Source organism: Pseudomonas lijiangensis (assembly GCF_018968705.1).
GTDB lineage: Bacteria > Pseudomonadota > Gammaproteobacteria > Pseudomonadales > Pseudomonadaceae > Aquipseudomonas > Aquipseudomonas lijiangensis.
This window is the reverse complement of sequence record NZ_CP076668.1, coordinates 3,663,602-3,686,689: the sequence shown is the minus strand read 5'-3', so window position 1 is coordinate 3,686,689 and position 23,088 is coordinate 3,663,602. Positions and strand designations below refer to the sequence as shown.

Here is a 23,088-nt window from a genome sequence, read left to right as displayed (position 1 = left end):
TACCGGTGGAAGATGGTGCCTGTCAGTTTTCAGGTCGGTTTTGAGGCGTAAAAGTCCTGCTCGGAAATTTCCTGCGTGTACAAGGAACAAATGTAGTGCGCATTGATCTGACAACGGCGCATTGCTCATAAACAAAGGCGGCGGCATAATGTAGCCCCTTTTTTCAGCCCCTACATGTGGAAGGTTCCCGTGACTCAGAAGCCCGACCAGTGTCTTGGTGAATGGATTGATCGTGAAGCACTCGCCGAGGCGATGATCCCGCTTATCGGTCAGCTCTACCGCAATAACAATGTGGTGAGTTCGATCTATGGCCGCAGCCTGATCAACCGTTCAGTCATCGCGATTCTCAAAGCTCACCGCTTTGCGCGTCATCGCCAGTCCGACGCACTTGAGTTGTCCGTGCACGAGACTTTCCCGCTCGTCAAAGCGATGAGTGAGCTTGAACTGGGCGCCGCTTCGGTGGACCTGGGCAAGCTGGCCGTGAAATTCAAGACCGAAGGCAACGGCCGTTCCGCCGAGCAGTTCGTGCGTGACGAACTGGCCAGTGTCGTTGGCAAGAAAAACGCCACTCCAGCCAAAGGCACCGATGTCGTGCTTTACGGTTTCGGCCGTATCGGTCGTCTGCTGGCCCGCATCCTGATCGAGAAGACCGGTGGTGGCGAAGGCCTGCGCCTGCGTGCCATCGTTGTCCGCAAAGGCGCGGAAAACGATCTGGTCAAGCGTGCCAGCCTGTTGCGTCGTGACTCGGTACATGGTCCGTTCGACGGCACCATCACCATCGACGAAGCCAACAGCACCCTGACTGCCAACGGCAACCTGATCCAGATCATCTACGCCAAGAACCCTGCCGAGGTGGATTACACCCAGTACGGTATCAAGGACGCCCTGCTGGTGGACAACACCGGTGTATGGCGTGATGCCGACGGCCTGGGCCAGCATCTGGCATGCCCGGGTATCGACCGCGTTGTTCTGACCGCGCCTGGCAAGGGCAAGCTGAAGAACATCGTGCACGGTATCAACCACGGTGAAATCACGGCTGACGACAAGATCGTGTCCGCTGCATCCTGCACCACCAACGCCATCGTGCCGGTGCTCAAGGCTGTCAACGACAAGTTCGGTATCGTCAACGGTCACGTTGAAACGGTCCACTCGTACACCAACGACCAGAACCTGATCGACAACTTCCACAAGGGCGATCGTCGTGGCCGTAGCGCTGCGCTGAACATGGTCATCACCGAAACCGGTGCTGCCACTGCTGCTGCCAAGGCTCTGCCTGAACTGGCTGGCAAGCTGACCGGTAACGCGATCCGCGTTCCGACGCCGAACGTATCCATGGCCATTCTCAATCTCAACCTCGAGAAAGCCACCAGCCGCGAAGAAATGAACGAGTACCTGCGTCACATGGCGCTGCACTCGGACCTGCACAAGCAGATCGACTTCGTGAACTCGCAGGAAGTGGTTTCCACCGATTTCGTGGGCTCGCGCCACGCCGGTGTGGTGGATGGCGAAGCAACCATCGTCAACGATAACCGCGTTGTTCTGTACGTCTGGTACGACAACGAATTCGGTTACAGCTGCCAGGTTGTTCGCGTCATGGAAGATATCGCCGGCGTCAATCCGCCAGCCTTCCCGCAGTAATGATGTAGCTGCCCGGTCTTGCCGGGCAGTTCCCCAAACGGGCCGAATCCTGTATCTACAGGTTTCGGCCCGTTTTGTTTATGGAGAGTCGCTTGATGAGCGGTGGTTCGACGATGGATTGTTCGCAGAAGCAGCTCAAAAGCAGTTTCTTCCTGTTGTTCTTGACGATTTTCATTCCTTTTGGCCTGGGCCATTTCATCTCTTACATGTTCCGCACGGTCAATGCGGTGATCTATGTCGACTTGCAGGCCGACCTTGGTTTGCCCGCCAGCAGCCTGGGATTGTTGACGGGCGTGTATTTCCTGGCCTTCGCTGCAGCGCAGATTCCGCTGGGGGTCATGCTGGATCGTTACGGTCCGCGTAGCGTGCAGGCACCCATGTTGTTGCTGGCAGTGCTGGGCTCGGTGATCTTCAGCGTTTCCAGTACCGAAGCGGGCTTGATGATCGGGCGCGGCCTGATCGGTCTGGGAGTTGCCGGGTCGCTGATGAGTGCCATCAAGGCTTGTGCCATCTGGTTGCCGGTGGAGCGCTTGCCTCTGGTGACGGCTTGTCTGCTGTCCATTGGCGGGTTGGGGGCCATGGCTTCCACCACGCCTCTGCATGTACTGCTCGGCTGGGTGACCTGGCGTGAGGCATTTCTGATTCTGGCGCTGCTGACCTTGTGTGTCGCCGCCATCATCCATTTCAGCGTGCCCAGGGCCTACGAGGCCAAGAGTGTGCGCTACGCCGATATGTTCGCCGCGGTAGGCAAGCTTTATCTGTCATGGTCCTTCTGGCGTCTGGCCCTGTACTCGGTCTGTGCCCATGCCATCTACATGTCGGTGCTGTCGTTGTGGATGGGGCCATGGCTGCACGATATGGCCGGGTTGAGTGATCCGGATATGGCCAGCGTGCTGCTGTTCGGCACGGTCGCCATGGTTGCCGGTTCCCTGGCCTTTGGCGCCATCACCGATTACCTGCGCCGTTTCGGGGTGCAGCCGATCATGGTCTGTGGCGCGGGGATGGTGATCTTTGTCGTCTTTCAAGTGCTCATGGCCAGCGGCTTGCCCGTTTCGCCGTACCTGATTGCCATGGGTTTCAGTTTCTTTGGCACATCGACCACGATGAACTACGCAATCATTGCCCAATCGGTGCCTTCTGAATTGGCGGGCAGAGTGAGCTCTTCCTTCAATCTGGTGGTATTCGTGCTCGCATTTTTCCTGCAATGGCTGATGGGGATCGTGCTGAATCTATGGCCGGTGGGCGAGGGCGCAGGGCATCCGGTGGAGGCTTATCAATGGTCGCTGGGCCTCATGATTGCCTTGCAGTTGCCGGGTGTGCTGCTGTGGCTGAGTTTCAAGCCATGGAAACTCAAGGTCTGAAAACGAAAATGCCCCGACGCAGGGTCGGGGCATTGTGATGTTGCATCTCTACAGCGGTGATCAGGCTGTAGCTGTAACACCCGGGGTTTGCAGTTTGTGCCCGCCCTTGCGGAACAGCACCAGTGTCGCAACCAGGCCCAGGATTGCAGCGCCGGTCAGCCAGATGCCCGGGGCAGCCTTGTTATCCAGTACATGGATCAGGTAGGTGCATGCCGCTGGCGTGAAGCCACCGAAGGTTGCGGTCGCCAGGCTGTAGGCCAGGGAGAAGCCGGTGGTGCGCACGTCTACCGGCATGATTTCGGTCAGTGCCACAACCATGGCGCCGTTATACGAGCCATACAGGAACGAGAACCACAACTCGACCATCAGCAGATTGCCGAAGCTCGGGTGGGCAACCAGCCACGACAGGGCAGGGTAGGCAGTGGCGATGGCCAGTACGGTTGCGGCGATCAGCAGAGGCTTGCGTCCGATACGGTCGGAGAACGAGCCCATGATCGGCAGCCAGATAAAGTTGGATATGCCCACGCAGACCGTCACCAGCAGGCTGTCGATGTCCGACAGATGCAGTTCGTTCTTGCCGAAGGTCGGGGTGTAGGCGGTGATCAGGTAGAAAGACACGGTGGTCATCACGACCAGCGCCATGCCGCCCAGCACCAGACCGAAGTTCTGGCTGATGGAGCGCATGACTTCACGCAGCGTCGGACGATGGGTGCGAGCCTCGAACTCCGGCGACTCTTCCAGGGAGCGACGAATGATGAAGATGGCCGGTACGATCAGGCAGCCCACCAGGAACGGCACGCGCCAGCCCCATTCACCCATCTGATCCGGGCTGAGCCAGTGGTTGAGACCGACACCCAGCAGGCCGGCGAAAACAACGGCCGCTTGCTGGCTGGCGGACTGCCAACTGACGAAGAAACCTTTGCGGCCCGGCGTGGAAATCTCCGCCAGATACACCGAAACGCCACCCAGCTCCACGCCTGCGGAGAAGCCTTGCAGCAAGCGGCCCAGCAGAACCAGCAGGGGCGCGGCAACGCCCAGGGTTGCGTAACCCGGCACGCAGGCGATCAGCACTGTGCCCAGAGCCATCAGCGCCAGCGTGATGATCAGCCCTTTGCGGCGACCGTGGCGGTCAATGTAGGCACCCAGGAAAATCGCACCCAGCGGGCGCATCAGGAAACCGGCACCGAAGGTGGCCAGCGAAAGCATCAGCGACGCGAATGCGCTGTCGGCAGGGAAGAAGGTCTTGGCGATGGCTGTGGCGTAAAAGCCGTAGACCATGAAATCGAACATTTCAAGAAAGTTGCCGCTGACAACGCGAAAAATCGCCTTGCCTTTGCCTGTGTTTGAGGCCATTGGAAATACTCACTTAGGCTGTCTAGCTAGGGGGAAATCGTTGTATTTATGTCCTGCTTTGCCGCGGCGAAGGCTCAAGCCCGCACACGAAGCATAATTGTAACCATATGTGTAAATTGGTCCGAAGACAACCTTCCGCTACAGGACAGCCGTTTGCACGGTCCTTTTTTCAAGGCTGCATGGGGTATTTGTTTATGTGCCGGAGAGGGGATATATGGCTTTAGCTCGTTGAAATAGCGCCTGAGCCTCTGGCTTGAAAGGCTGCCATCCAACAAGGGAGCTGATTTCATATGACTGCTGCATTCGATATTGCAGAAAAATTTGCCACGCGTCCTACCCTGCGCCAGGTCGCTGTGGCCACCCTGCGTCAGGGGTTGCGTGAGTTGTATCCGACGTTGCAGATCGACCCGCAGACGGCGGTCCTTTCCCGTACTGCAAACGTGCCAGCAGCATCGTCTGCCGGGGGCGAGACTCAAACCCTCGTCGACTGTCTGCTGGAGCATTTCGCAGCCCAGTCCAGTGTGAAGTGGATCCGCGGACAACATATTCTTCTGGGGCCTTCAGGCCCGTTTTCGGTTGACATGCCCTGTATCGGCACGCTGGTGAATCAACTGGCGCTGGGCTTGCTCGAGAACTTCAAGCAGGCACTGGTCGATTACTGGCGAGAGTGCAGTGGCGAGCCTGTCGATTGCCGCAGCCGTTGGGACTGGCTGGGTGGCCAGATCAAGAAGGTATTGCTGGAGGGGCTGGGCGCAACGCCTTCTCGTGTGCAGGCCTCCATGGCCGGGAAGTGGTTGCGCGATATCGCCCTGTTTCCGGAAAAGGCCGAGCGCGAACGATTGGCGGTACAGCGCCCGTTGCCCCGTACCTGCATCATTCGCTTTCAGGTCAACGAGCCGCAAGCCCGGTCGGTGATACTTCCGGTCCTGATCATTTTCAACACTCAGAAGGGCAATGAGCAGGTCTTGATGTATCAGTTGTCGGGGCGCTGCCAGAGCTGGTCGAACCTCGCTGACTGGGAGCAAAGTCTGGCGTATCTGCTGGATGATCAGATCGGACAACTGGACGTGCGGTGGTTCATTCATGAGCCTGAAGACGATGTTTTCAGCGTTCTGGCCATGGCGCTACTGGAAAACCAGCTGGTGGGCATACAGGGGCTCAAGAGCATCCAGGTCTATGATCTTGATCGCCTGGAGCACTCACTGGCGGCATTGACCGACGTGTGCGGACTTTTCGAGACGGATGACCCTGCATCGAACCGTTCTTCGACGCTGGGCATCGAACGTCTGCCGTTGTGGATGAAAAACGCCCGCGAAGCCGATCGCAACGAGTACAGCCGTTTGATGGGGGCGCTGGCGGTGACCCAGAAGCGTGCCAAAGGCAAATCCTTCAATGACGGGCTGCCGCCGATTCTTGAGTTTGCGTCCCGGTCCCTGGCCATTGCCATCGCTCAGGATCATCTCGACGGCGTGGACTTCTTGCCCAGTCAGATTCAGGTGCGAATAGACAAGGTCACTGCCACCAGTGTGTCCGCGGGCGATCAGCCTTTTGCGGTGGGAAGTGTCGAGCCGGTGATCATGACCTTTCCCGAATTCGCTCTGGAAAATCTCTCCGGGTTGCCCGTAGGAAAAATCACGGTCTATCGCACCGACGCAAAACCATTGCCGCACTGGATGACGGCGGATTATCTGAAAGAGCTTACCGTGCGCGTCGATATCGGCCAGGTCTATCCCGACCTGCTCAAGCGCTATCTGGTCACTGATACCGCCGAGGCAAAGCGGCGTGAGGTCCTGTTTTCCGATCAGTTGCGCCTCCAGTTACCTTTGCAGGCACTGGAGCAGAAGATCAAGGGCGAGCTGAGCCAGAAGGGCTATCAATCCGTTTACGCCATCATGCAGACAGGCATGGCCAGCCGGCTTGTGGGGATTCAGCCAATAGTCCTGCGGCCCTTGTCCTTCGTTCGCCAGCCAGGGCATCAGGCCGATGTGGTGGACAATATGTTCGTGATCGGCCCGCAGGACACATCTGTCGGCCCACATGTTCTTTACAGGCCTTTTGCCCGCACTTCACTGACCGAATATGCCAGCTGGCCGGCGCTGCTCGCAGCGGTCAGGCAGCCCGGAGCGCTGCAAGACGACATTCTGGTCTGGCTCAGTGACAGTGCGCGTCCGGTGTATGCCAATGGAGGTTTTGCTGAGCCTCATGTCAACCGATTTGGCCTGGGCTCGGATTTCTCGCCACTGGAAAAACCCCTGCCAGCGGTGCTGGGCACAGATGTACTCAAGGGAGACATCATGCATGGCCTGTTCAATGCCAATGCCCGGGCGCTGATCAAGCTGGCAGATCGCAACGCCGTTTCCAATGCAGAAAGTCGTTGGGCACTGCTCAAAAGCGGCGGCTGGCTCTTGCTCAATACCGTGTTGCCGCTGTTCAGCGGGCCGGTTGCCAATGCCTTGTGGCTTGCGCAATTGTTGTCCGGTATCAACGAACAACTTGCCCGGCCCGGCTCGGAGGGGGAGGGAAGTCCGGCAGAGCTTGCCGATTTGCTGCTCAATATCTCGCTGGTCTTGCTGCATTCCGGGGTTTCTCTAAATAACCTGGCGTCCGTGAATCTGCTTGCAGGTAATCAGATGCTGGTGGAGCCGGTTGTGACTGAGGAGCCTGTGATCGTTCGTCAGGCTCCAATTCTTGTCGAGCGCCCTCTGGATGACGCCCGCACAGTGCTCGATTTTTCCTGGTCGCAACCGAGCAGTCGACTCAGCGGAGCGCAGCGCCTGGAGCTTGAGAAATTCAAGATCTGGCCTGGCACGGTGACCGGAAAGCCGCTTGCCTCCGGAGCGAACGCCGCTCTCTACAGTTTCAATGACCTCTGGCTGGCCAGAGTCGGCAGCGACCTGTTTCGGGTCACGGTCGAGGACGACGGGGTGCGTGTCGTGCGTCCCGACGACCCCTCGGTGCCGGGTCCCTGGCTCAGGCATGATGGTCAGGAATGGCACCTGGACCTGGGGCTGCATCTGCGCGGTGGTGGACCGAAGAAGAGCATCCGCCAGATGGCTCTGCAGAACGCAGAGAATCTGGCCCGTATCACTCAGCGCCTGGCAGAGCTCGATGCACGGGAAACGGATCTGGTGAAGAAGATCACAGGCTACAACGGGCATCTGAATACGGCTGTTGGTGAATTGCGGCAGATGTTTTTCGACCGTCTCGAAGAGGCAATGGGCGAGGAGGTCGAGCTATTGCAGCAGCGGATGAGCCTGTGGGAAGAGTTGAGAGTCGGGGATCGTCCTCCTGAACGGCAGATGGCTGAGGATATTGCCCGGGTGACGATCTACCTGGAGTTTCTGGAGGGTCGGCTGGCAGCTGAAAACGGTCTTCTTGCCAACACCGAAGTTGCGAAAATGGCCCGGACCGGGAGTGTGCTCTCGGATGAGAATATCGGAACCTACCTGAGCATGTTCAAGACGCTGCTGAGCAGGCAGGAAAAGGGCGTGCACTGGTCGCAGATTCGCGAATCGCTCTGGGAAAAGCTGCGGGCGGTGCCCAAGGTGGGTGAAGAGTTCTGGCGCAAGCAGGTTACGACTTTGTATGAAGGCAAGCTGTTCTCCGGCCTTGAGTGGCACTTCCAGCACATGATGTCGCATCTGGAATTGTGCTTCAGTAGAGAGCTTATTGTCCTCGAGGATGAGTTTCGTCCTTTCAAGGCGTTGCGTAACGACATGAGCCTCAATGGCGCGTTCGCCTCTCATGCCGAGCTTGAAAGGCCCAATGCCTATTCGCTGGCCGAGCGAATCGATGTTCTGGAAAGTGTCCTGCGCGAGTATCACAAGGCCAAGGGGATTGCTGATGATGTCGATACAGGGCTGTTCACGGGAGAACAGGCCCTGCACCTCGAGAACTTCAGAAACGAGCTGAATTCGCTGTGCGAGAGAACCCAGGCCCAACTGGCGAAGCTGATTCAGGAAAACGTCGAATCCTTGCCTGCCGTGGTCGAATATGTGCCGCGGGTCGAGCAGCCTTACAAGAGAGTCATCAGGACCCGCAATTACCGCTCCTTTGTGGGGAATGTACGCCGCAATGAAACAAACTTTCCCGGTGAAGTCGCCGATGTCATGAATACGCAGACGGGCGAGGTGATCAGTTCCTGGCACCAGCATGCGGATGGTCAATGGGTGGAAATCCAGGTTGCCAGACCTGAAAAGCCGACGCCCGCTGTTCGACCGGCATCAGCGGGTGAGCTTCAAAAGCGTGCCCGTGCATTTTTGCTGGAAGTTGAGCCTGCACTTGAAAAGGCCCGCTCGCAGGCAACACGTGCCTACGAGCCGGAAGACATCGAGGACATCCTGGTTTCCAGAGCGGACAAGTTGACCGCGCTTGCCGAGCAGATCACCGAAACTGCCAGGACATCCGAAAATCTGTCGCAACAGTTGACCGAAAATGCTGCGCAGTTGCGAGAGGCCGCCACCCGCCTGACAGCCGAAGGTCGCAGCCTGCGTATCGCCATGATCAAGTCTCAACCGCCGACAGCTGCGCGGGTCAGCTATCTGCACCGTCAGGGCGAAGTCAATATTTCCTCTTTCGAGGGCAGGAAAAACATGTCGGGCGCCAGGCGCGATGATTTTCTGCAGGAGTATGCGATTCGTGACAAGGACAATCGCTTGTTGTGGTGGGCGCACTTTCACTACAGAAACGAAGGGGACAGCGCCCAGGCTTTCACGGCGGCTCATCTGAAATTGCCCGAGCAGCGGATGATCGGTTACAAGTCACTGATCAGAAATTCGGGAGGGGCCAGGGACGTGGTCAATATCTATCGCAGTGCCATCGGCAAGGACATCGCCCAGCGCCTGTTTCTGGTGCTGGCTCCATGAGGCTGTGGCTGGGCAGGGTTGTGTGCGTGCTGTTTGCCGGTGTCATGGCCGGTTGTGATTCCGGGCCTGCCTTGCAGAACTTTGGTGGGCCGACCATGGGCAGCGGTTATTCGGTCAGCTATGTGCGCCATCCGGGTCAGCCCGATATACGTGTTGTCCAGCCTGAGGTCGAGGCGATCCTGGCCGAGGTGGATCAGCAGATGTCCACCTGGCGCAGCGACTCGGATATCGAGCGTTTCAATGTCATGGCGGCCGGTCAATGCCAGGCCATGCCGCCTGCGGTGCTGGAACTGGTGCGTGTCGGTGAGCATCTGGCCCGTGAAACCCAAGGCGCTTTCGACCTGACGGTCCTGCCCTTGATGAACCTGTGGGGCTTCGGCCCCCAGTCCCGCGTCCAGCAGGTGCCGACGGCACGTGAGCTGGCCCGGGCTCGTGAGCGAGTGGGTTATCGACATCTGAGCATCGATAACCGGCGCTTGTGCAAGGATGCGGACGTTGAGATAGACCTGAGCAGCATGGCTGCCGGCCATACGGTGGACCGTATTGCTGCACGGCTCGATGAGCTGGGCGTGCATGACTATATGGTGCAGGTCACTGGCGAGCTTAAGGTAAAAGGGCGCAAGCCCGATGGTTCGGCGTGGCGCGTTGCCCTCGAAGCGCCTCGCGACGATCAGCAGATCGCACAGAAGATCTTTGCTCTGGACGGTTGTGGTGTTTCGACGTCCGGGGATTATCGCCACTACTTCGAGCATGAAGGGCATCGCTATTCCCATACGCTTGATGCGCTGAGCGGAGCGCCGGTGACTCATGACCTGGCATCGGTGACAGTGATTCATCCTTCGGCGCTGATGGCCGATGGCTTGTCTACGCTGTTGTTGATTCTGGGGCCGGAGCGAGGCTGGGATTACGCACAACAGCATCAAATTGCTGCTTTTTTTGTGATTCGTGCCGATAAGCGCTTTATCATTCGCAGCAACCTGGCGTTCGATCAGCTATGTGCCGTGCAGGCGCAGTGAGCCTGAATGATCGATTGCAGACAAAAGTGGCCTTCAACGCGACCAAGGGGTAATGTTCGCCCCCTTGGTGCAGCGCTAGACTGGGCCCCGTGATTTAGCCAGAGATGCCAGAGTGGCGCCTCGGTATGTTCTAAAGGAGTACGCATGGCTGTCTACAACTACGACGTAGTGGTACTGGGTTCCGGCCCAGCCGGAGAAGGAGCGGCAATGAATGCCGCCAAGGCGGGGCGCAAGGTTGCGATGGTCGACAGTCGTCGGCAGGTCGGCGGCAACTGCACTCACCTGGGCACGATTCCTTCCAAGGCATTGCGTCATGCGGTCAAGCAGATCATCCACTTCAACACCAACCCGATGTTCCGGGCCATTGGCGAGCCGCGCTGGTTTTCGTTCCCGGACGTGTTGAAGAACGCTGAAATCGTCATTTCCAAGCAAGTGGCCTCGCGTACCGGCTACTACGCCCGCAACCGGGTGGATGTGTTCTTCGGCACCGGCAGCTTCTCCGATGAAAACAGCATCGACGTGGTATGCGCCAACGGCGTCGTTGAAAAGCTGGTGGCCAACCAGGTCATCATCGCCACCGGTTCGCGCCCTTATCGTCCTGCCGATATCGATTTCAATCACAAGCGTATCTATGACAGCGACACCATCCTCAGCCTGGGCCATACCCCGCGCAAGCTGATCATCTATGGTGCTGGCGTGATCGGCTGTGAATACGCCTCGATCTTCAGTGGTCTGGGTGTGCTGGTCGAGCTGGTGGACAACCGCGATCAGTTGCTGAGCTTCCTGGACTCGGAAATTTCCCAGGCGCTGAGTTATCACTTCAGCAACAACAACGTGATGGTTCGCCATAACGAAGAATACGAAAAGGTCGAAGGCCTGGATAACGGTGTGATCCTGCACCTCAAGTCCGGGAAGAAGATCAAGGCCGACGCCTTGCTCTGGTGTAACGGCCGTACCGGTAACACCGACAAGCTGGGCCTGGAGAACATCGGTCTCAAGGCCAACGGTCGCGGTCAGATCGAAGTCGACGAGAACTATCGCACCAGCGTTCCCAATATCTACGGCGCAGGCGATGTGATTGGCTGGCCGAGCCTGGCGAGTGCCGCCTACGACCAGGGGCGTTCGGCAGCGGGCAGTCTGGTGGACAACGGCAGCTGGCGGTATGTCAACGACGTGCCGACCGGGATTTACACCATTCCCGAGATCAGCTCGATCGGCAAGAACGAGCATGAACTGACTCAGGCACGTGTGCCTTACGAAGTGGGCAAGGCCTTCTTCAAGGGCATGGCCCGTGCGCAGATTTCCGGTGAGCGGGTCGGCATGCTGAAGATCCTGTTCCATCGCGAGACCCTGGAAGTCCTGGGCGTTCACTGCTTTGGTGACCAGGCTTCGGAGATCGTGCACATCGGTCAGGCGATCATGAACCAGGAAGGTGCTGCGAATACGATCAAGTATTTCGTCAACACCACCTTCAACTATCCGACCATGGCCGAAGCCTATCGGGTAGCGGCCTACGATGGTCTGAACCGGCTTTTTTAAGCGGCTCCGGCCGGTGGCCTGAGCCGGCCGGGGAGACCGATTTCAGCGATTCTCGAGAGTGGCGCTGGCCAAACCGGGAAAGTCTGTAATCAGGCTGTCTACGCCGAAGTCGGCGAGCCTGCGCATCAGCGCAGGTTCGTTGACGGTCCATACCGACACATGCAAACCCTGACGTTGCGCTTTCTGCAAACGCTCCGGGGTACACAGCGTCCAGTTCAATGCCAGAATCTCGCAGCCGTAGCTCTGGGCGACCTTCAACGGGTCGAGCCAGGCATATTCGGCGACCAGTCCACGGCTGATGTCCGGCGTCAGCTCCACGGCGGCGCGCAGCACTTCCCGGGAACTTGAGGTGATCGTCACCTTGTCCAGCAAGCCATGGCGCTGAGCCAGTTCACGAATCGCCAGCACGGTATTGGCAGCGCGAGTGCGTGAAGCGCTTTTGACTTCCAGTTGCCAGTGCTCGAAGTCGCATTTCTCGAACAGTTCTTCCAGATGCGGGATCGGGCAGGGCGAAACCCAGCCTGGGCCGCCCTTGCGAGCGTCGTAGGTCACAAGGTCGGCGGCCAGATGTTCATTGACCTTGCCACGCCGATCCGTGGTGCGCTTGAGGGTAGGGTCGTGAATGACCATCAGTTCCCCGTCGCGAGACAAATGCAGATCCAGCTCGCAACGGCGTACGCCGTGCTTGAGGCATTCCTGAAAGCTGGTCAGGGTGTTTTCCGGTGCTTCGCCCTTGGCGCCGCGGTGGCCGTAGATAAGCGTCACAATTACTCCTGGCCTCGAAGGCGCCAAATACATGAATGTGATGTGTGCAAGGGAACGGGCTCAGGCCTTGGGCATGCCTTGTTCAAGCGCCTGACGACGTTGCTGGGCCTGGCGTTGCAGCACATGGCGTGCGAGCAACTGACGCTGGGCGTCCGGCAGGTCCACGAATTCGGTGCCTACATCGAATTCGCCGTTTTCCAGAGTGTTACAGTGAATGACAGTGGCGCGCAGCATCAGGCCTGAAGCCTGGGGCATCAGCACCATCTTGATCGACAGTTTTTCGCCGAGGGCGTAGCTCTGGTTCGAGGTGAACAGCAGGCCACCTTCGGAAAGCTTTACCGGCTGCGGTGCGCCAAGCTTGCCCAGCGCGGTATGGGCAACAACCCGGCCCAGCAGGTCGATACGCTTGTTCAGCGACTTGAGAAAGCTGTTGAGCACCCGGTCACGCTCGTCGAGCTGACGCAACAGATGCTGGGATTCGAATTCGCTGACATGCAGCTCGCTGAGCAGATCGAACAGTACCGACGTGTCGCGCATGGCTTCCTGGCTGGCCTGGTCGGCCTGAGACAGGGGGTTAATTTCCAGTGCGACGCTGTCTTCGATACGGTAGTATTCGCGGCGTTCTTCTTCATCTAGTGTCGACATGGCGAACCCATGGTAGCTGCTGTGGTCAGAGAGTTTCGAGTGTAAAGCTGCACGTCAAGGCTCGCCACACGGACGTCCCCATTCCTGCGAACAATTCCCTACATGTTCAGACCTCTTTTTGTATTTATCGGCACGCGTTACACCCGTGCAAAACGACGTAATCATTTTGTTTCCTTCATTTCCCTGACGTCCATCATCGGCCTCGCCCTGGGTGTAGTGGTGATGATAGTCGTGTTATCGGTCATGAATGGCTTCGATCACGAAATGCGCACCCGTGTGCTGGGCATGGTGCCTCACGCCACCATCGAATCGGGCGAGCCCATTGCCAACTGGCAGGGCCTGGCTGCCAAGGTCCAGGAAAACCCGCAGGTGCTGGCGGTTGCGCCATTCACCCAGATGCAGGGTTTGCTGACCAATGACGGCAAGGTCCAGAAGGTGCTGCTCAACGGTATTGACCCGACTCAGGAGCGCAAGGTTTCGATCATCGACAACTTTGTGAAACAGGGGAAGCTCGACAGCCTTGCACCTGGCAGTTTCGGCATCGTGATCGGCGACAAGGCCGCCACCAAGCTGGGGGTCGGCATCGGTGACAAGCTGACCTTCGTGGCTCCGGAAGTCACGCTCACGCCAGCGGGCATGTTTCCGCGCATGAAGCGTTTTGAAGTGGTCGGTATCTTCCACGTCGGCGCCGGTGAGCTGGACGGCTATCTGGGCCTCACCAATCTCGAGGATCTTGGGCGTCTGCATCGCTGGAAGCCGGATCAGGTCCAGGGCCTGCGCCTGAAGTTCGATGACCTGTTCGCGGCTCCCCGCACGTCATGGGAAATTGCCCAGAAGCTGGGCGAGAACAACTTCTACTCCCGTGACTGGACCCGCACCCACGGCAACCTGTATCAGGCGATCCGCATGGAAAAAGCCATGATCGGCCTGCTGTTGCTGCTGATCGTCGCGGTGGCGGCGTTCAATATCATTTCCACGCTGGTCATGGTGGTCAACGACAAGAAGGGCGACATCGCCATCCTGCGCACCCTGGGCGCGACCCCGCGCCAGATCATGGCCATCTTCATGGTACAAGGCTCCGTGATCGGTGTGGTCGGCACCCTGATCGGCGCGGCAGTAGGTATTGTGGCGGCGCTCAATGTCAGCTCGGCGATTTCGGCGCTTGAAGGCCTGATGGGCCACAAGTTCCTCAATGCCGACGTGTACTTCATCGATTATCTGCCTTCGCAACTGATGGCCCAGGATGTGTTCCAGGTCTGCGGTGCTGCGTTGGCCCTGAGTTTCCTCGCCACCCTGTATCCAGCCTGGCGTGCGGCGCGCACCCAGCCTGCGGAGGCGTTACGTTATGAGTGAGTCGGGCATGTTAGATAAAGCTGTATTGAGTTGCCGCAATCTGGGTAAGTCCTACGAGGAAGGTCCGGAGTCTGTCGTGGTGCTGTCCGGTCTGCAGCTTGAGCTGCATCCGGGTGAGCGCGTGGCGATTGTCGGCAGTTCGGGGTCGGGCAAAAGTACCTTGCTGAACCTTCTCGGTGGCCTGGATACGCCTACCGAGGGCAGTGTCTGGCTGGCCGGGGAAGAGCTGTCGGCGCTGAATGAAAAGGCCCGCGGTCTGTTGCGTAACCGGGCGCTGGGTTTCGTCTACCAGTTCCACCACTTGTTGCCCGAGTTCACTGCACTCGAAAACGTCTGCATGCCGTTGCTGATCGGCAGCACACCGATTCCCGAAGCCCGCAAGCGGGCTACCGCCTTGCTGGAGCGCGTAGGTCTTGGGCATCGGTTGGCCCACAAGCCATCGGAGTTGTCCGGCGGTGAGCGTCAGCGTGTCGCGATTGCCCGTGCGCTGGTGAACCAGCCAGGGCTGGTGATGCTCGATGAGCCCACGGGCAACCTCGATCATCACACGGCCCAGGGTATTCAGGACCTGATGCGTGAGCTGAGCACTTCGTCGCGTACGGCGTTTCTGGTGGTGACCCACGATATGAACCTGGCCCGGCAGATGGACCGCGTACTGCGCCTGGAAGACGGTCGCCTCGTCGCTGGCTGATTGACCCGCCCCGACGCAAGTCATCGCGTCGGGGTCTTTACCTTTTTCTACGGTGCTCCGCGAATGTTCAGACCGTTATCCATCTTCATCGGCGCGCGCTATACCCGCGCAAAGCGTCGTAAAAGCTTTATCTCGTTCATTTCGATGACCTCGATGATCGGTCTGGCGCTGGGCGTGCTGGCGATGATCGTGGTGTTATCGGTCATGAACGGTTTCCAGCGTGAAATGAGTTCACGGATCCTCGGCATGGTGCCCCATGCGATGATCGCCGGCGTCAAGCCGGTGGACGACTGGAAGCCGCTGGCAGAAGCGGCCCTGAAGAACCCGGAAGTCACGGCAGCCGTGCCACTCACCGAGATGGAAGGCATGCTGTCCTACAAGGGCTCCATGCAACCGATCCAGGTCAGCGGTATCGATCCTGCGCTTGAGCATCAAGTCTCCATCGTGACCAAGCACATCATTCGCGGCAACCTGCAGGACCTGAAACCGGGCGAGTTCGGCGTGGTGCTGGGCGAGATCACGGCTCGTCGCTTTCGCTTGAGCGTGGGCGACAAGCTGACCCTGATCGTGCCGGAAGTCAGCAGCGCACCGGGCGGTATCACGCCACGTCTGCAACGCCTGACTGTGGTCGGCGTGTTCAAGGTGGGAGCCGAACTGGATGGCTCCATGGCGCTGATCAACATTGCCGACGCCGCGCAGATGCAGCGCTGGCAGCCCGATCAGGTGCAGGGCGTGCGTCTGGCGCTGAAGGATCTGTACAAGGCGCCGCAGGTTTCCACTGCCATCGCTTCGGGCCTGGGCGCCGATTATCGTGCCGATGACTGGACCCACACCCAGGGCAGCCTGTTCAGTGCGATGAAAATGGAAAAGACCATGATCGGCCTGTTGCTGCTGATGATCGTCGCCGTGGCGGCGTTCAACATCATTGCGACCCTGATCATGGTGGTGAACGACAAGGGCGCGGATATCGCCATCCTGCGCACCATCGGTGCCACGCCGCGGCAGATCATGGCGATCTTCATGGTTCAGGGCACGGTGATCGGTATCGTCGGCACCCTGATCGGCGGCGTTCTGGGCGTGATTGCAGCGCTGAATGTCAGCAGTCTGGTGGGCTGGTTCGAGCGGGTCAGCGGCCAGCACGTCTTCAGTTCCGATGTGTACTTCATCAGCAACCTGCCTTCGGAGTTGCAGGGTGGTGACGTGGTGCTGATCTGCAGCGCCGGTTTCATCCTGAGCTTCCTGGCAACCATCTACCCAGCATGGCGCGCCGCCCAGGTGCAGCCGGCTCATGCACTGCGCTACGAATGACCGATCCCGTGCAGCAATGAATTCATTGCTGCACGGGCGTCAAAGTGCGCGCAGGCGTTAAAGCTGAAAGCCCGGTGCAAACCCTATAAACTTGCCGGGTTAATTCATGAGATTCCAGGTATCGCCATGCATCCCGCAGCCGAACACTCTCCGCTGGGCAAGTCCAGTGAGTACATCGCCACCTACACGCCATCCCTGTTGTTCCCGATTCCGCGCGCTGCGAAGTGGGCCGAGCTGGGGCTGACGGCTCAGACGTTGCCTTATCAGGGTGTCGATTTCTGGAATTGCTATGAGCTGTCCTGGCTGCTGCCGTCGGGCAAGCCGGTGGTGGCGATTGCCGAGTTCAGCATCCCGGCTGACTCGCCCAATATCATCGAGTCCAAGTCCTTCAAGCTTTACCTCAACTCGCTGAACCAGACCTCCTTCCAGAGCACTGAGCAGTTGCAAGCGACCCTTGAGAAGGACCTGTCGGCAGCGGCGGGCAAGCCTGTCGGTGTGCGTATCAGCCGTCTGGCCGAGATCGAGAGCGAAGGTGTGGCCAGCTTGCCGGGCGCCTGTATCGATGATCTTGATGTCAGCATCGACAGCTACGACCATCCGCAACCCGAGCTGCTGCGCTGCGACGATTCCCGTGTCATCGAGGAAAGTGTGCACAGTCACTTGCTCAAGTCCAACTGTCCTGTGACCAGCCAGCCTGACTGGGGCAGTGTGGTAGTGGAGTACCGTGGTGCGGCGCTGGATCATGCGAGCCTGCTGGCTTACATCGTCAGCTTCCGCCAGCATTCGGACTTCCATGAGCAATGCGTGGAGCGGATCTTTCTCGACCTGCAGCGTTTGCTCAAGCCTGAGAGACTGACGGTTTATGCGCGTTATGTGCGTCGTGGCGGGCTGGATATCAACCCCTATCGCAGTACTGAAGCATTGCAGGTCGATAACCGTCGACTGGCACGCCAGTAAGCAGAGAAGCCCGTCATTTGACGTAATGCTGATAAGTTAAGAGACTCATTTCAGAAAGCCAATGGCAAGGTCACAATTCGTGGGAGGGGCCTTGGCCGCGACAGCCAGCTTTCAGACGCTGAAATGTGTTGCCTGTAAGCAAGTCGTCGCGGCCAAGGCCCCTCCCACAAGTGACATATGCCTTAACTGATCGGCATTACTTCATCTGACGGGATTTTCGTTATGTCAGATCCCGATATTGCCCAGGGTCTGGACGATATTGCGCAGGGTCCCGGCAATGGCCGGATGCTCCAGCTCGAAGCGTTCTACCGCGAGATTGACGCCATCGGCCAGGCTGGCGTCCTGAGTCATGCTTTCCAGCTGGATCTTTGTTTCGATCTGTTCCATCAGCTCACGGAGATTGTCACGCTCGGCTTCGGACAGCGGCGGATTGTGCTCCAGTTGCTCGCGCAGGGTATTGAGTTGTTCTTGCAGTTCGCGGGCAGGCATGGCGTGCTCCTTTGTTGATAAGTCTGCTTCATGGACTCTCGCATCGAGCGAAAGGTCCGTGATGCATTAAGACTAATCCACTCGGGACTTGCCTGCATGATGTGTATCAGGGCTTTTCACCCTTGCTGCGGCGCAGGGCGATATCGGCCAGACAGGACTCCAGTTCACCCAGATGATCGATGACCGAATGCACGCCCTGAGCGTAAAGCTTGAGGGTGGCGTGGGCGCGGCGTTGTTCGCGTTCGCTGTCGCTCAGTGCCTGCCATTGCGCAGGAGAGAGGCCGCACAACGGCCCGCAGGACGCCAGGCCGATGGTCCAGAGTCCGGCATTCAGGCCCGATTGCAGCAGGCGCGGGTCGCCGCTGATCAGCACGCAACCCTCCAGTTGATTCACTTTCAGCGCCATCAGGGCCAGCCAGCAGGCGTCGGGAGCAGGCCATTTTGCGTTCGGGCGTGGAGCCGCCGTGACCCATTCGCTGACAGTCGCAGCCAGTGCATGGCTCAGGTTTTCGGGCAGTTCGTCGATCCAGGCGCAGGGCATGCCCTGGCGGCTCAGGGTTTGCAGAATATCGATGGCGCCGGGCGTCGCGAGGGCGAAGTCCGGTTCCTGAGCCTTGATGCCTGCCTGCGCCCCAAAGTCCACCAGGCAGCCGCTGAGGCCGAACAGCAGGGCAGGGAAGTCAGGCAGGGAGTTGGCAACCGGCGCGAGCATGGTAATGTCTCTGAAATATTCATGAACGCTACCGGGCTTTTGTGACATTCGGATGAATGTCCGGTGACTGTGTTTAAAAGTCTGTCGGACTGACAGAACTGACTTATTTCTGGCGGAACGCTTTATACTGCCAATCCTTGCGTATCGGCTCGCAGTCGCGCGTCATCATCTTGATCAGGAGTTTCAGCTATGCCCGTGATCGGTGCAGGCTTTGCCGGGCGTCTGGCTCGGTTGTGTGTATGTGTGGGAGTTGCCTTCGTTCCGATGGCGGCACAGGCGGCCGAAGAAGATCCGTGGGAGAGTGTCAACCGCGTCATTTTCCGTTTCAACGACACCCTCGACACCTACACCCTCAAGCCTATTGCGCAGGGCTATCAATACATAGCTCCGCAATTCGTCGAAGACGGCGTACACAACTTCTTCAACAACATCGGCGATGTGGGCAACCTGGCCAACAATATCCTTCAGGCCAAGCCTGAGGCTGCCGGTGTCGATACTGCGCGTCTTATCGTCAACACCACGTTCGGTCTGCTGGGCGTCATCGACGTCGGCACCCACATGGGCTTGCAGCGCAATGATGAAGATTTCGGTCAGACCCTGGGTTACTGGGGTGTAAGCAGTGGTCCTTACGTGGTGTTGCCGCTGTTCGGCCCGAGCACTGTGCGTGATGCCATCGCCAAATACCCGGACACCTACACCGAACCGTACCGTTACATCGACCATGTGCCAACCCGCAATAGCCTGCGCGCTGCTGACCTGATCGATATGCGCGCCAGCCTGCTGTCGGCAGAGCGCATGGTGAGCGGTGACAAATACACCTTCATCCGCAACGCCTATTTGCAGAACCGCGAATTCAAGGTTAAGGATGGTCAGGTCGAAGACGATTTTTAATCGTTACGTAATGTTGACCGAATGAATGAAGGCGACCAAGGTCGCCTTTTTTCTTTTGCGCGAAGCGATGGTGCAATCAATTCATCGAAATGATGGAAAGCCCCAGCTTTTGCCCGCCGCCTTCGATATCCGTCAGCCAGACAACTTCTGTCTGGGCGGACAGTCCCGAGAGTGCCGGGTGATCCGAATCGATGCTGACGCTGAGTTTGTCGCCGATCTTGAAGGAGCGGGGGGCCTCGACCTGCATTCCGGTGCTGGAAAGGTCGATGCAGACGGCCGGAATTACCTGACCTGCATGGAGCAGGTTGATATCTGCATCGATACGCATGCGAATGTAGTCGCGTTTCTCCTCGTAGCTGCGATCATTTTGGCCCATGTCTATCCCTTCGTTTTGGTTGCTGATTAGTAGGTTCTTATAACTCCCGGCGATTTGCGATGTAAAGACGTAAAGTGAGCAGGGTCGTACGCTTGAAACGCCCGTCGGATGGGAGTACCGTCTGCGCCTTGAAGGGCACCTCTGAAACCTGATTGCCGGTCCGAGTGCGGACCTGCCGTTGCAGAGAGGCTAGAAGCGAATCCAGTAAGCAGGTACCGGCATGTCCGGGCCGCCTACACAACCTCATCTGGCGCCGTTTGCCCACATGCCAAAAACCAGTGCCACACTGCTGATTATCGATGACGACGACGTAGTGCGTGCGAGTCTCGCCGCCTATCTGGAAGATAGTGGCTTCAGTGTCCTCCAGGCGAGTAATGGCCTGCAGGGAATACAGACATTCGAGCAGCAAAAGCCCGATCTGGTCATTTGCGATCTGCGCATGCCCCAGATGGGAGGCCTTGAGCTGATTCGTCAGGTGACGGGGCTTTCTCCACAGACCCCGGTCATTGTCGTTTCCGGCGCGGGCGTCATGAGCGATGCGGTCGAGGCCTTGCGCCTTGGCGCTGCCGACTACCTGATCAAGCCGCTTGAAGACCTGGCCGTTCTCGAACATTCCGTGCACCGCGCACTGGACCGTGCCCGTCTGCTTCAGGAAAACCAGAACTACCGCGAGAAGCTCGAAACGGCCAATCGCGAGCTGGAGGCGAGCCTTCATCTGTTGCAGGAAGACCAGGATGCCGGTCGTCAGGTGCAGATGAACATGCTGCCGATCAGCCCTTGGGCCATCGATGAGTTCCAGTTCGCCCACCAGATCATCCCGTCACTGTATCTGTCCGGCGACTTCGTGGATTATTTCCGTGTCGATGAACGGCGCGTGGCGTTCTATCTGGCTGACGTTTCGGGTCATGGTGCGTCTTCGGCATTCATTACGGTGCTGTTGAAGTTCATGACCACGCGCCTGCTGTTCGAATCCAAGCGCGGCGGCACATTGCCTGAGTTCAAGCCGTCGGACGTGCTGTCGCACATCAACCGTGGCCTGATCAGCTGCAAGCTGGGCAAGCACGTGACCATGGTCGGTGGTGTCATCGACGAAGACACCGGCATCCTGACCTATGCCGTCGGTGGCCATCTGCCGCTGCCTGTGCTGTTCTCAGACGGGGAAGCGCGCTATCTGCAGGGCCGCGGTCTTCCTGTAGGCCTGTTCAATGAAGCGACCTATCAGGACCATGAGCTGGAACTGCCCGAGTCCTTCAGTCTGACGATGCTGTCTGATGGCATACTGGATCTTCTGCCCGGTGATACACTCAAGGAAAAGGAAGCGGTCTTGCCGGAAATGGTGAAGACTGCTGGTGGAAGCCTGGAAGGACTTCAGGAGGTTTTTGAATTGGCTACGCTAGGGGAGATGCCGGATGATATCGCCTTGTTAGTGTTACGCAGGAATCTTGAATGAGTACCGGTAGAATCCAGTTCGCCGAGCAGGAAGGCACCTTCGTACTGAAGTTCGTGGGCGAAGTGCGTTTGACGCTGTGTTCGGCCTTGGATGCGACAATCGAGAGAATCTTCTCCGCGCTGAATTTCTCGGCCGTGGTGATCGACTTGACCGAAACCCGCAGCATCGACAGTACGACGCTGGGCCTTTTGGCCAAGTTGTCGATTCTGTCGCGTCAGAAGGTCGGGTTGCTGCCAACCCTGGTAACGACCCACGAAGACATCACCCGGCTCTTGCAGTCGATGGGCTTCGATCAGGTGTTCAACATCGTCGATCGTCCCATCCCGCGCCCCGAGTGCCTGACCGACCTGCCGTCGCAGGATCAGTGCGAAGAGGTGGTCAAGGCCAAGGTGCTGGAAGCGCACAAGATCCTGATGGGCTTGAACGACTCCAATCGTGAAGCCTTCCATGATCTGGTCAATGCCCTCGAAGGGCAGCGATAAGCGAATCTGCACGCTTGCCGCGCTGAACAGCGGGCAATAAAAAGGGCGGCCCCCGCAAGGAGGCCGCCCTTTAGTGCATTCAGGCCTTGGCGGCGAGCAATGCTTCGAGCTTTTCCTGGTCGCGAGCGAACTGACGAATGCCCTCGGCCAGTTTTTCCGTGGCCATGGCATCTTCGTTGGAGGCCCAGCGGAACTCCTTCTCGGACAGGCTCTGACGGGCTTCGCCAGCGTTGCCCGGTGCCAGTTTCTGCTCCAGGTTGCCGTTGTCTTCTGCCAGTTGCTTGAGAAGGTCCGGGCTGATGGTCAGACGGTCGCAACCAGCCAGTTGTTCGATCTGGCTCAGGTTACGGAAGCTGGCACCCATGACCACGGTCTTGAAGTCGTTAGCCTTGTAGTAGTTGTAGATGCGGGTCACGGACTGCACGCCCGGATCTTCTGCACCTGTGTACTCCTGGCCCGACGACTTCTTGTACCAGTCGTAGATACGGCCCACGAACGGCGAAATCAGGAACACGCCAGCTTCGGCGCATGCCACGGCCTGAGCGAAAGAGAACAGCAGGGTCAGGTTGGTCTGGATGCCGTCCTTCTCCAGCTTCTCGGCGGCCCGGATACCTTCCCAGGTGGAAGCCAGCTTGATCAGGATCCTATCGCGACCAATACCGGCTGCATCGTACAGACTGGCCAGACGCTCGCCGCGCTCGATCATCGCATGGGTATCGAAGGAAAGCCGTGCATCCACCTCGGTGGACACGCGCCCTGGCACGACATCGAGAATCTTGCGGCCAATGGCAACGGCGAAGCGGTCAGACGCCAGACCGATATCACCCTTGCTGCCACTGAAAGCCTCGGCCAGCAGCTCAGCGTTGCTTTCGCTGGAAGCCGCCTTGAGCAGAAGGGAAGGGTTGGTGGTAGCGTCTACCGGCTTGAGGCGGGCAATGGCATCAAAATCACCGGTATCGGCGACGACAGTTGTGAATTTCTTGAGTTGTTCCAGCTTGGAAGTCATTAGCGTGCTCTGTCCTGTGCGGTTGGATGACATTACCCGAGCGCTGCCTGCCACTCAAGGTCGCAGACCATGATGTCGACGTTTGATGACGCGCTTTCCTCATTCGCAGGCAATGGATGACGCTCGGGGGTATGGAAGAGGGGTTCAGACTGGATTTGAGCGTGGTTGGGGCTGGTTGTTCCCTTGGGATC

19 protein-coding genes are annotated in these 23,088 nt (G+C 58.4%); 12 read left to right on the top strand and 7 right to left on the bottom strand.

The genetic code is table 11. The features are described 5' to 3' along the window. Positions 1 to 174 precede the first annotated feature (174 nt). Entirely contained in the window at positions 175 to 1,638 is a 1,464-nt protein-coding gene (locus KQP88_RS15070) for a glyceraldehyde-3-phosphate dehydrogenase (protein WP_117181313.1), read from the top strand. Between the two features lie 95 nt (positions 1,639 to 1,733). Further along, entirely contained in the window at positions 1,734 to 2,999 is a 1,266-nt protein-coding gene (locus KQP88_RS15065) for an MFS transporter (RefSeq protein WP_200993225.1), read from the top strand. A 60-nt stretch (positions 3,000 to 3,059) separates the two neighbouring features. Here the strand turns inward: KQP88_RS15065 and tcuC are convergent, their stop codons facing one another. Beyond that, a complete protein-coding gene (gene tcuC, locus KQP88_RS15060) occupies positions 3,060 to 4,352 on the bottom strand; it encodes an MFS transporter (RefSeq protein WP_216703487.1) in 1,293 nt (430 codons plus the stop codon). Positions 4,353 to 4,642: 290 nt separating this feature from the next. On the opposite strand from tcuC, the gene KQP88_RS15055 reads away from it, so the two are divergent. The 3 genes from KQP88_RS15055 to sthA all read left to right on the top strand — a co-directional run bounded on the left by KQP88_RS15055 (position 4,643) and on the right by sthA (position 11,772). Continuing rightward, a complete protein-coding gene (locus tag KQP88_RS15055; RefSeq protein ID WP_216703486.1) occupies positions 4,643 to 9,217 on the top strand; it encodes a dermonecrotic toxin domain-containing protein in 4,575 nt (1,524 codons plus the stop codon). Next, positions 9,214 to 10,233: an FAD:protein FMN transferase gene (locus KQP88_RS15050; protein WP_216703485.1), complete on the top strand. Its 1,020-nt coding sequence runs from the start codon at positions 9,214 to 9,216 to the stop codon at positions 10,231 to 10,233. Before KQP88_RS15055 ends, KQP88_RS15050 begins: the two co-directional genes overlap by 4 nt. Before the next feature lie 144 nt (positions 10,234 to 10,377). After that, on the top strand, positions 10,378 to 11,772 hold the full coding sequence (gene sthA / locus KQP88_RS15045) for a Si-specific NAD(P)(+) transhydrogenase (RefSeq protein ID WP_117166550.1): 1,395 nt from the start codon (positions 10,378 to 10,380) through the stop codon (positions 11,770 to 11,772). 42 nt (positions 11,773 to 11,814) lie between these two features. On the opposite strand, the gene KQP88_RS15040 is transcribed toward sthA, so the two are convergent. After that, the gene (locus tag KQP88_RS15040) at positions 11,815 to 12,537 is read right to left on the bottom strand and encodes a glycerophosphodiester phosphodiesterase (RefSeq protein ID WP_200993221.1); all 723 of its coding nucleotides are present in this window, start codon (positions 12,535 to 12,537) and stop codon (positions 11,815 to 11,817) included. Positions 12,538 to 12,597: 60 nt separating this feature from the next. Next, complete coding sequence (locus KQP88_RS15035; protein WP_200993220.1) at positions 12,598 to 13,182, bottom strand: PilZ domain-containing protein; 585 nt, start codon at positions 13,180 to 13,182, stop codon at positions 12,598 to 12,600. A 102-nt stretch (positions 13,183 to 13,284) separates the two neighbouring features. Between KQP88_RS15035 and KQP88_RS15030 the strand changes: the two genes are divergently transcribed. From KQP88_RS15030 to queF, 4 genes are all read left to right on the top strand, one after another. Continuing rightward, positions 13,285 to 14,535: a lipoprotein-releasing ABC transporter permease subunit gene (locus KQP88_RS15030; protein ID WP_200993219.1), complete on the top strand. Its 1,251-nt coding sequence runs from the start codon at positions 13,285 to 13,287 to the stop codon at positions 14,533 to 14,535. A 7-nt stretch (positions 14,536 to 14,542) separates the two neighbouring features. Continuing rightward, complete coding sequence (gene lolD / locus KQP88_RS15025; protein ID WP_200993218.1) at positions 14,543 to 15,226, top strand: lipoprotein-releasing ABC transporter ATP-binding protein LolD; 684 nt, start codon at positions 14,543 to 14,545, stop codon at positions 15,224 to 15,226. A 63-nt stretch (positions 15,227 to 15,289) separates the two neighbouring features. Continuing rightward, positions 15,290 to 16,534 carry a lipoprotein-releasing ABC transporter permease subunit gene (locus KQP88_RS15020; protein WP_216703484.1) on the top strand — a complete coding sequence of 415 codons (1,245 nt, stop codon included), beginning with the start codon at positions 15,290 to 15,292 and terminating at the stop codon, positions 16,532 to 16,534. A gap of 126 nt (positions 16,535 to 16,660) precedes the next feature. Next, a complete protein-coding gene (gene queF, locus KQP88_RS15015; protein ID WP_216703483.1) occupies positions 16,661 to 17,491 on the top strand; it encodes an NADPH-dependent 7-cyano-7-deazaguanine reductase QueF in 831 nt (276 codons plus the stop codon). 225 nt (positions 17,492 to 17,716) lie between these two features. Here the strand turns inward: queF and KQP88_RS15010 are convergent, their stop codons facing one another. Beyond that, positions 17,717 to 17,980, bottom strand: a complete 264-nt coding sequence (locus KQP88_RS15010) for a DUF4404 family protein (RefSeq protein WP_025260717.1) — start codon at positions 17,978 to 17,980, stop codon at positions 17,717 to 17,719. Between the two features lie 106 nt (positions 17,981 to 18,086). Next, positions 18,087 to 18,692 (bottom strand): phosphatase, encoded by a 606-nt coding sequence (locus tag KQP88_RS15005; RefSeq protein WP_025260716.1) that lies wholly within the window; start codon positions 18,690 to 18,692, stop codon positions 18,087 to 18,089. A 189-nt stretch (positions 18,693 to 18,881) separates the two neighbouring features. Between KQP88_RS15005 and KQP88_RS15000 the strand changes: the two genes are divergently transcribed. After that, positions 18,882 to 19,583, top strand: a complete 702-nt coding sequence (locus KQP88_RS15000) for an MlaA family lipoprotein (RefSeq protein ID WP_025260715.1) — start codon at positions 18,882 to 18,884, stop codon at positions 19,581 to 19,583. A 76-nt stretch (positions 19,584 to 19,659) separates the two neighbouring features. Here the strand turns inward: KQP88_RS15000 and KQP88_RS14995 are convergent, their stop codons facing one another. After that, a complete protein-coding gene (locus tag KQP88_RS14995; protein ID WP_025260714.1) occupies positions 19,660 to 19,959 on the bottom strand; it encodes a PilZ domain-containing protein in 300 nt (99 codons plus the stop codon). Positions 19,960 to 20,224: 265 nt separating this feature from the next. Here KQP88_RS14995 and rssB point away from each other — a divergent pair, with 265 nt between their 5' ends. Continuing rightward, complete coding sequence (gene rssB, locus KQP88_RS14990; RefSeq protein WP_200993384.1) at positions 20,225 to 21,409, top strand: two-component system response regulator RssB; 1,185 nt, start codon at positions 20,225 to 20,227, stop codon at positions 21,407 to 21,409. Beyond that, entirely contained in the window at positions 21,406 to 21,891 is a 486-nt protein-coding gene (rssC, locus tag KQP88_RS14985) for an anti-sigma factor antagonist RssC (protein WP_117166539.1), read from the top strand. The genes rssB and rssC overlap by 4 nt, the downstream gene beginning before the upstream one ends. A gap of 79 nt (positions 21,892 to 21,970) precedes the next feature. Here the strand turns inward: rssC and tal are convergent, their stop codons facing one another. Next, the gene (tal, locus tag KQP88_RS14980) at positions 21,971 to 22,897 is read right to left on the bottom strand and encodes a transaldolase (RefSeq protein WP_216703482.1); all 927 of its coding nucleotides are present in this window, start codon (positions 22,895 to 22,897) and stop codon (positions 21,971 to 21,973) included. Positions 22,898 to 23,088: the final 191 nt, after the last annotated feature.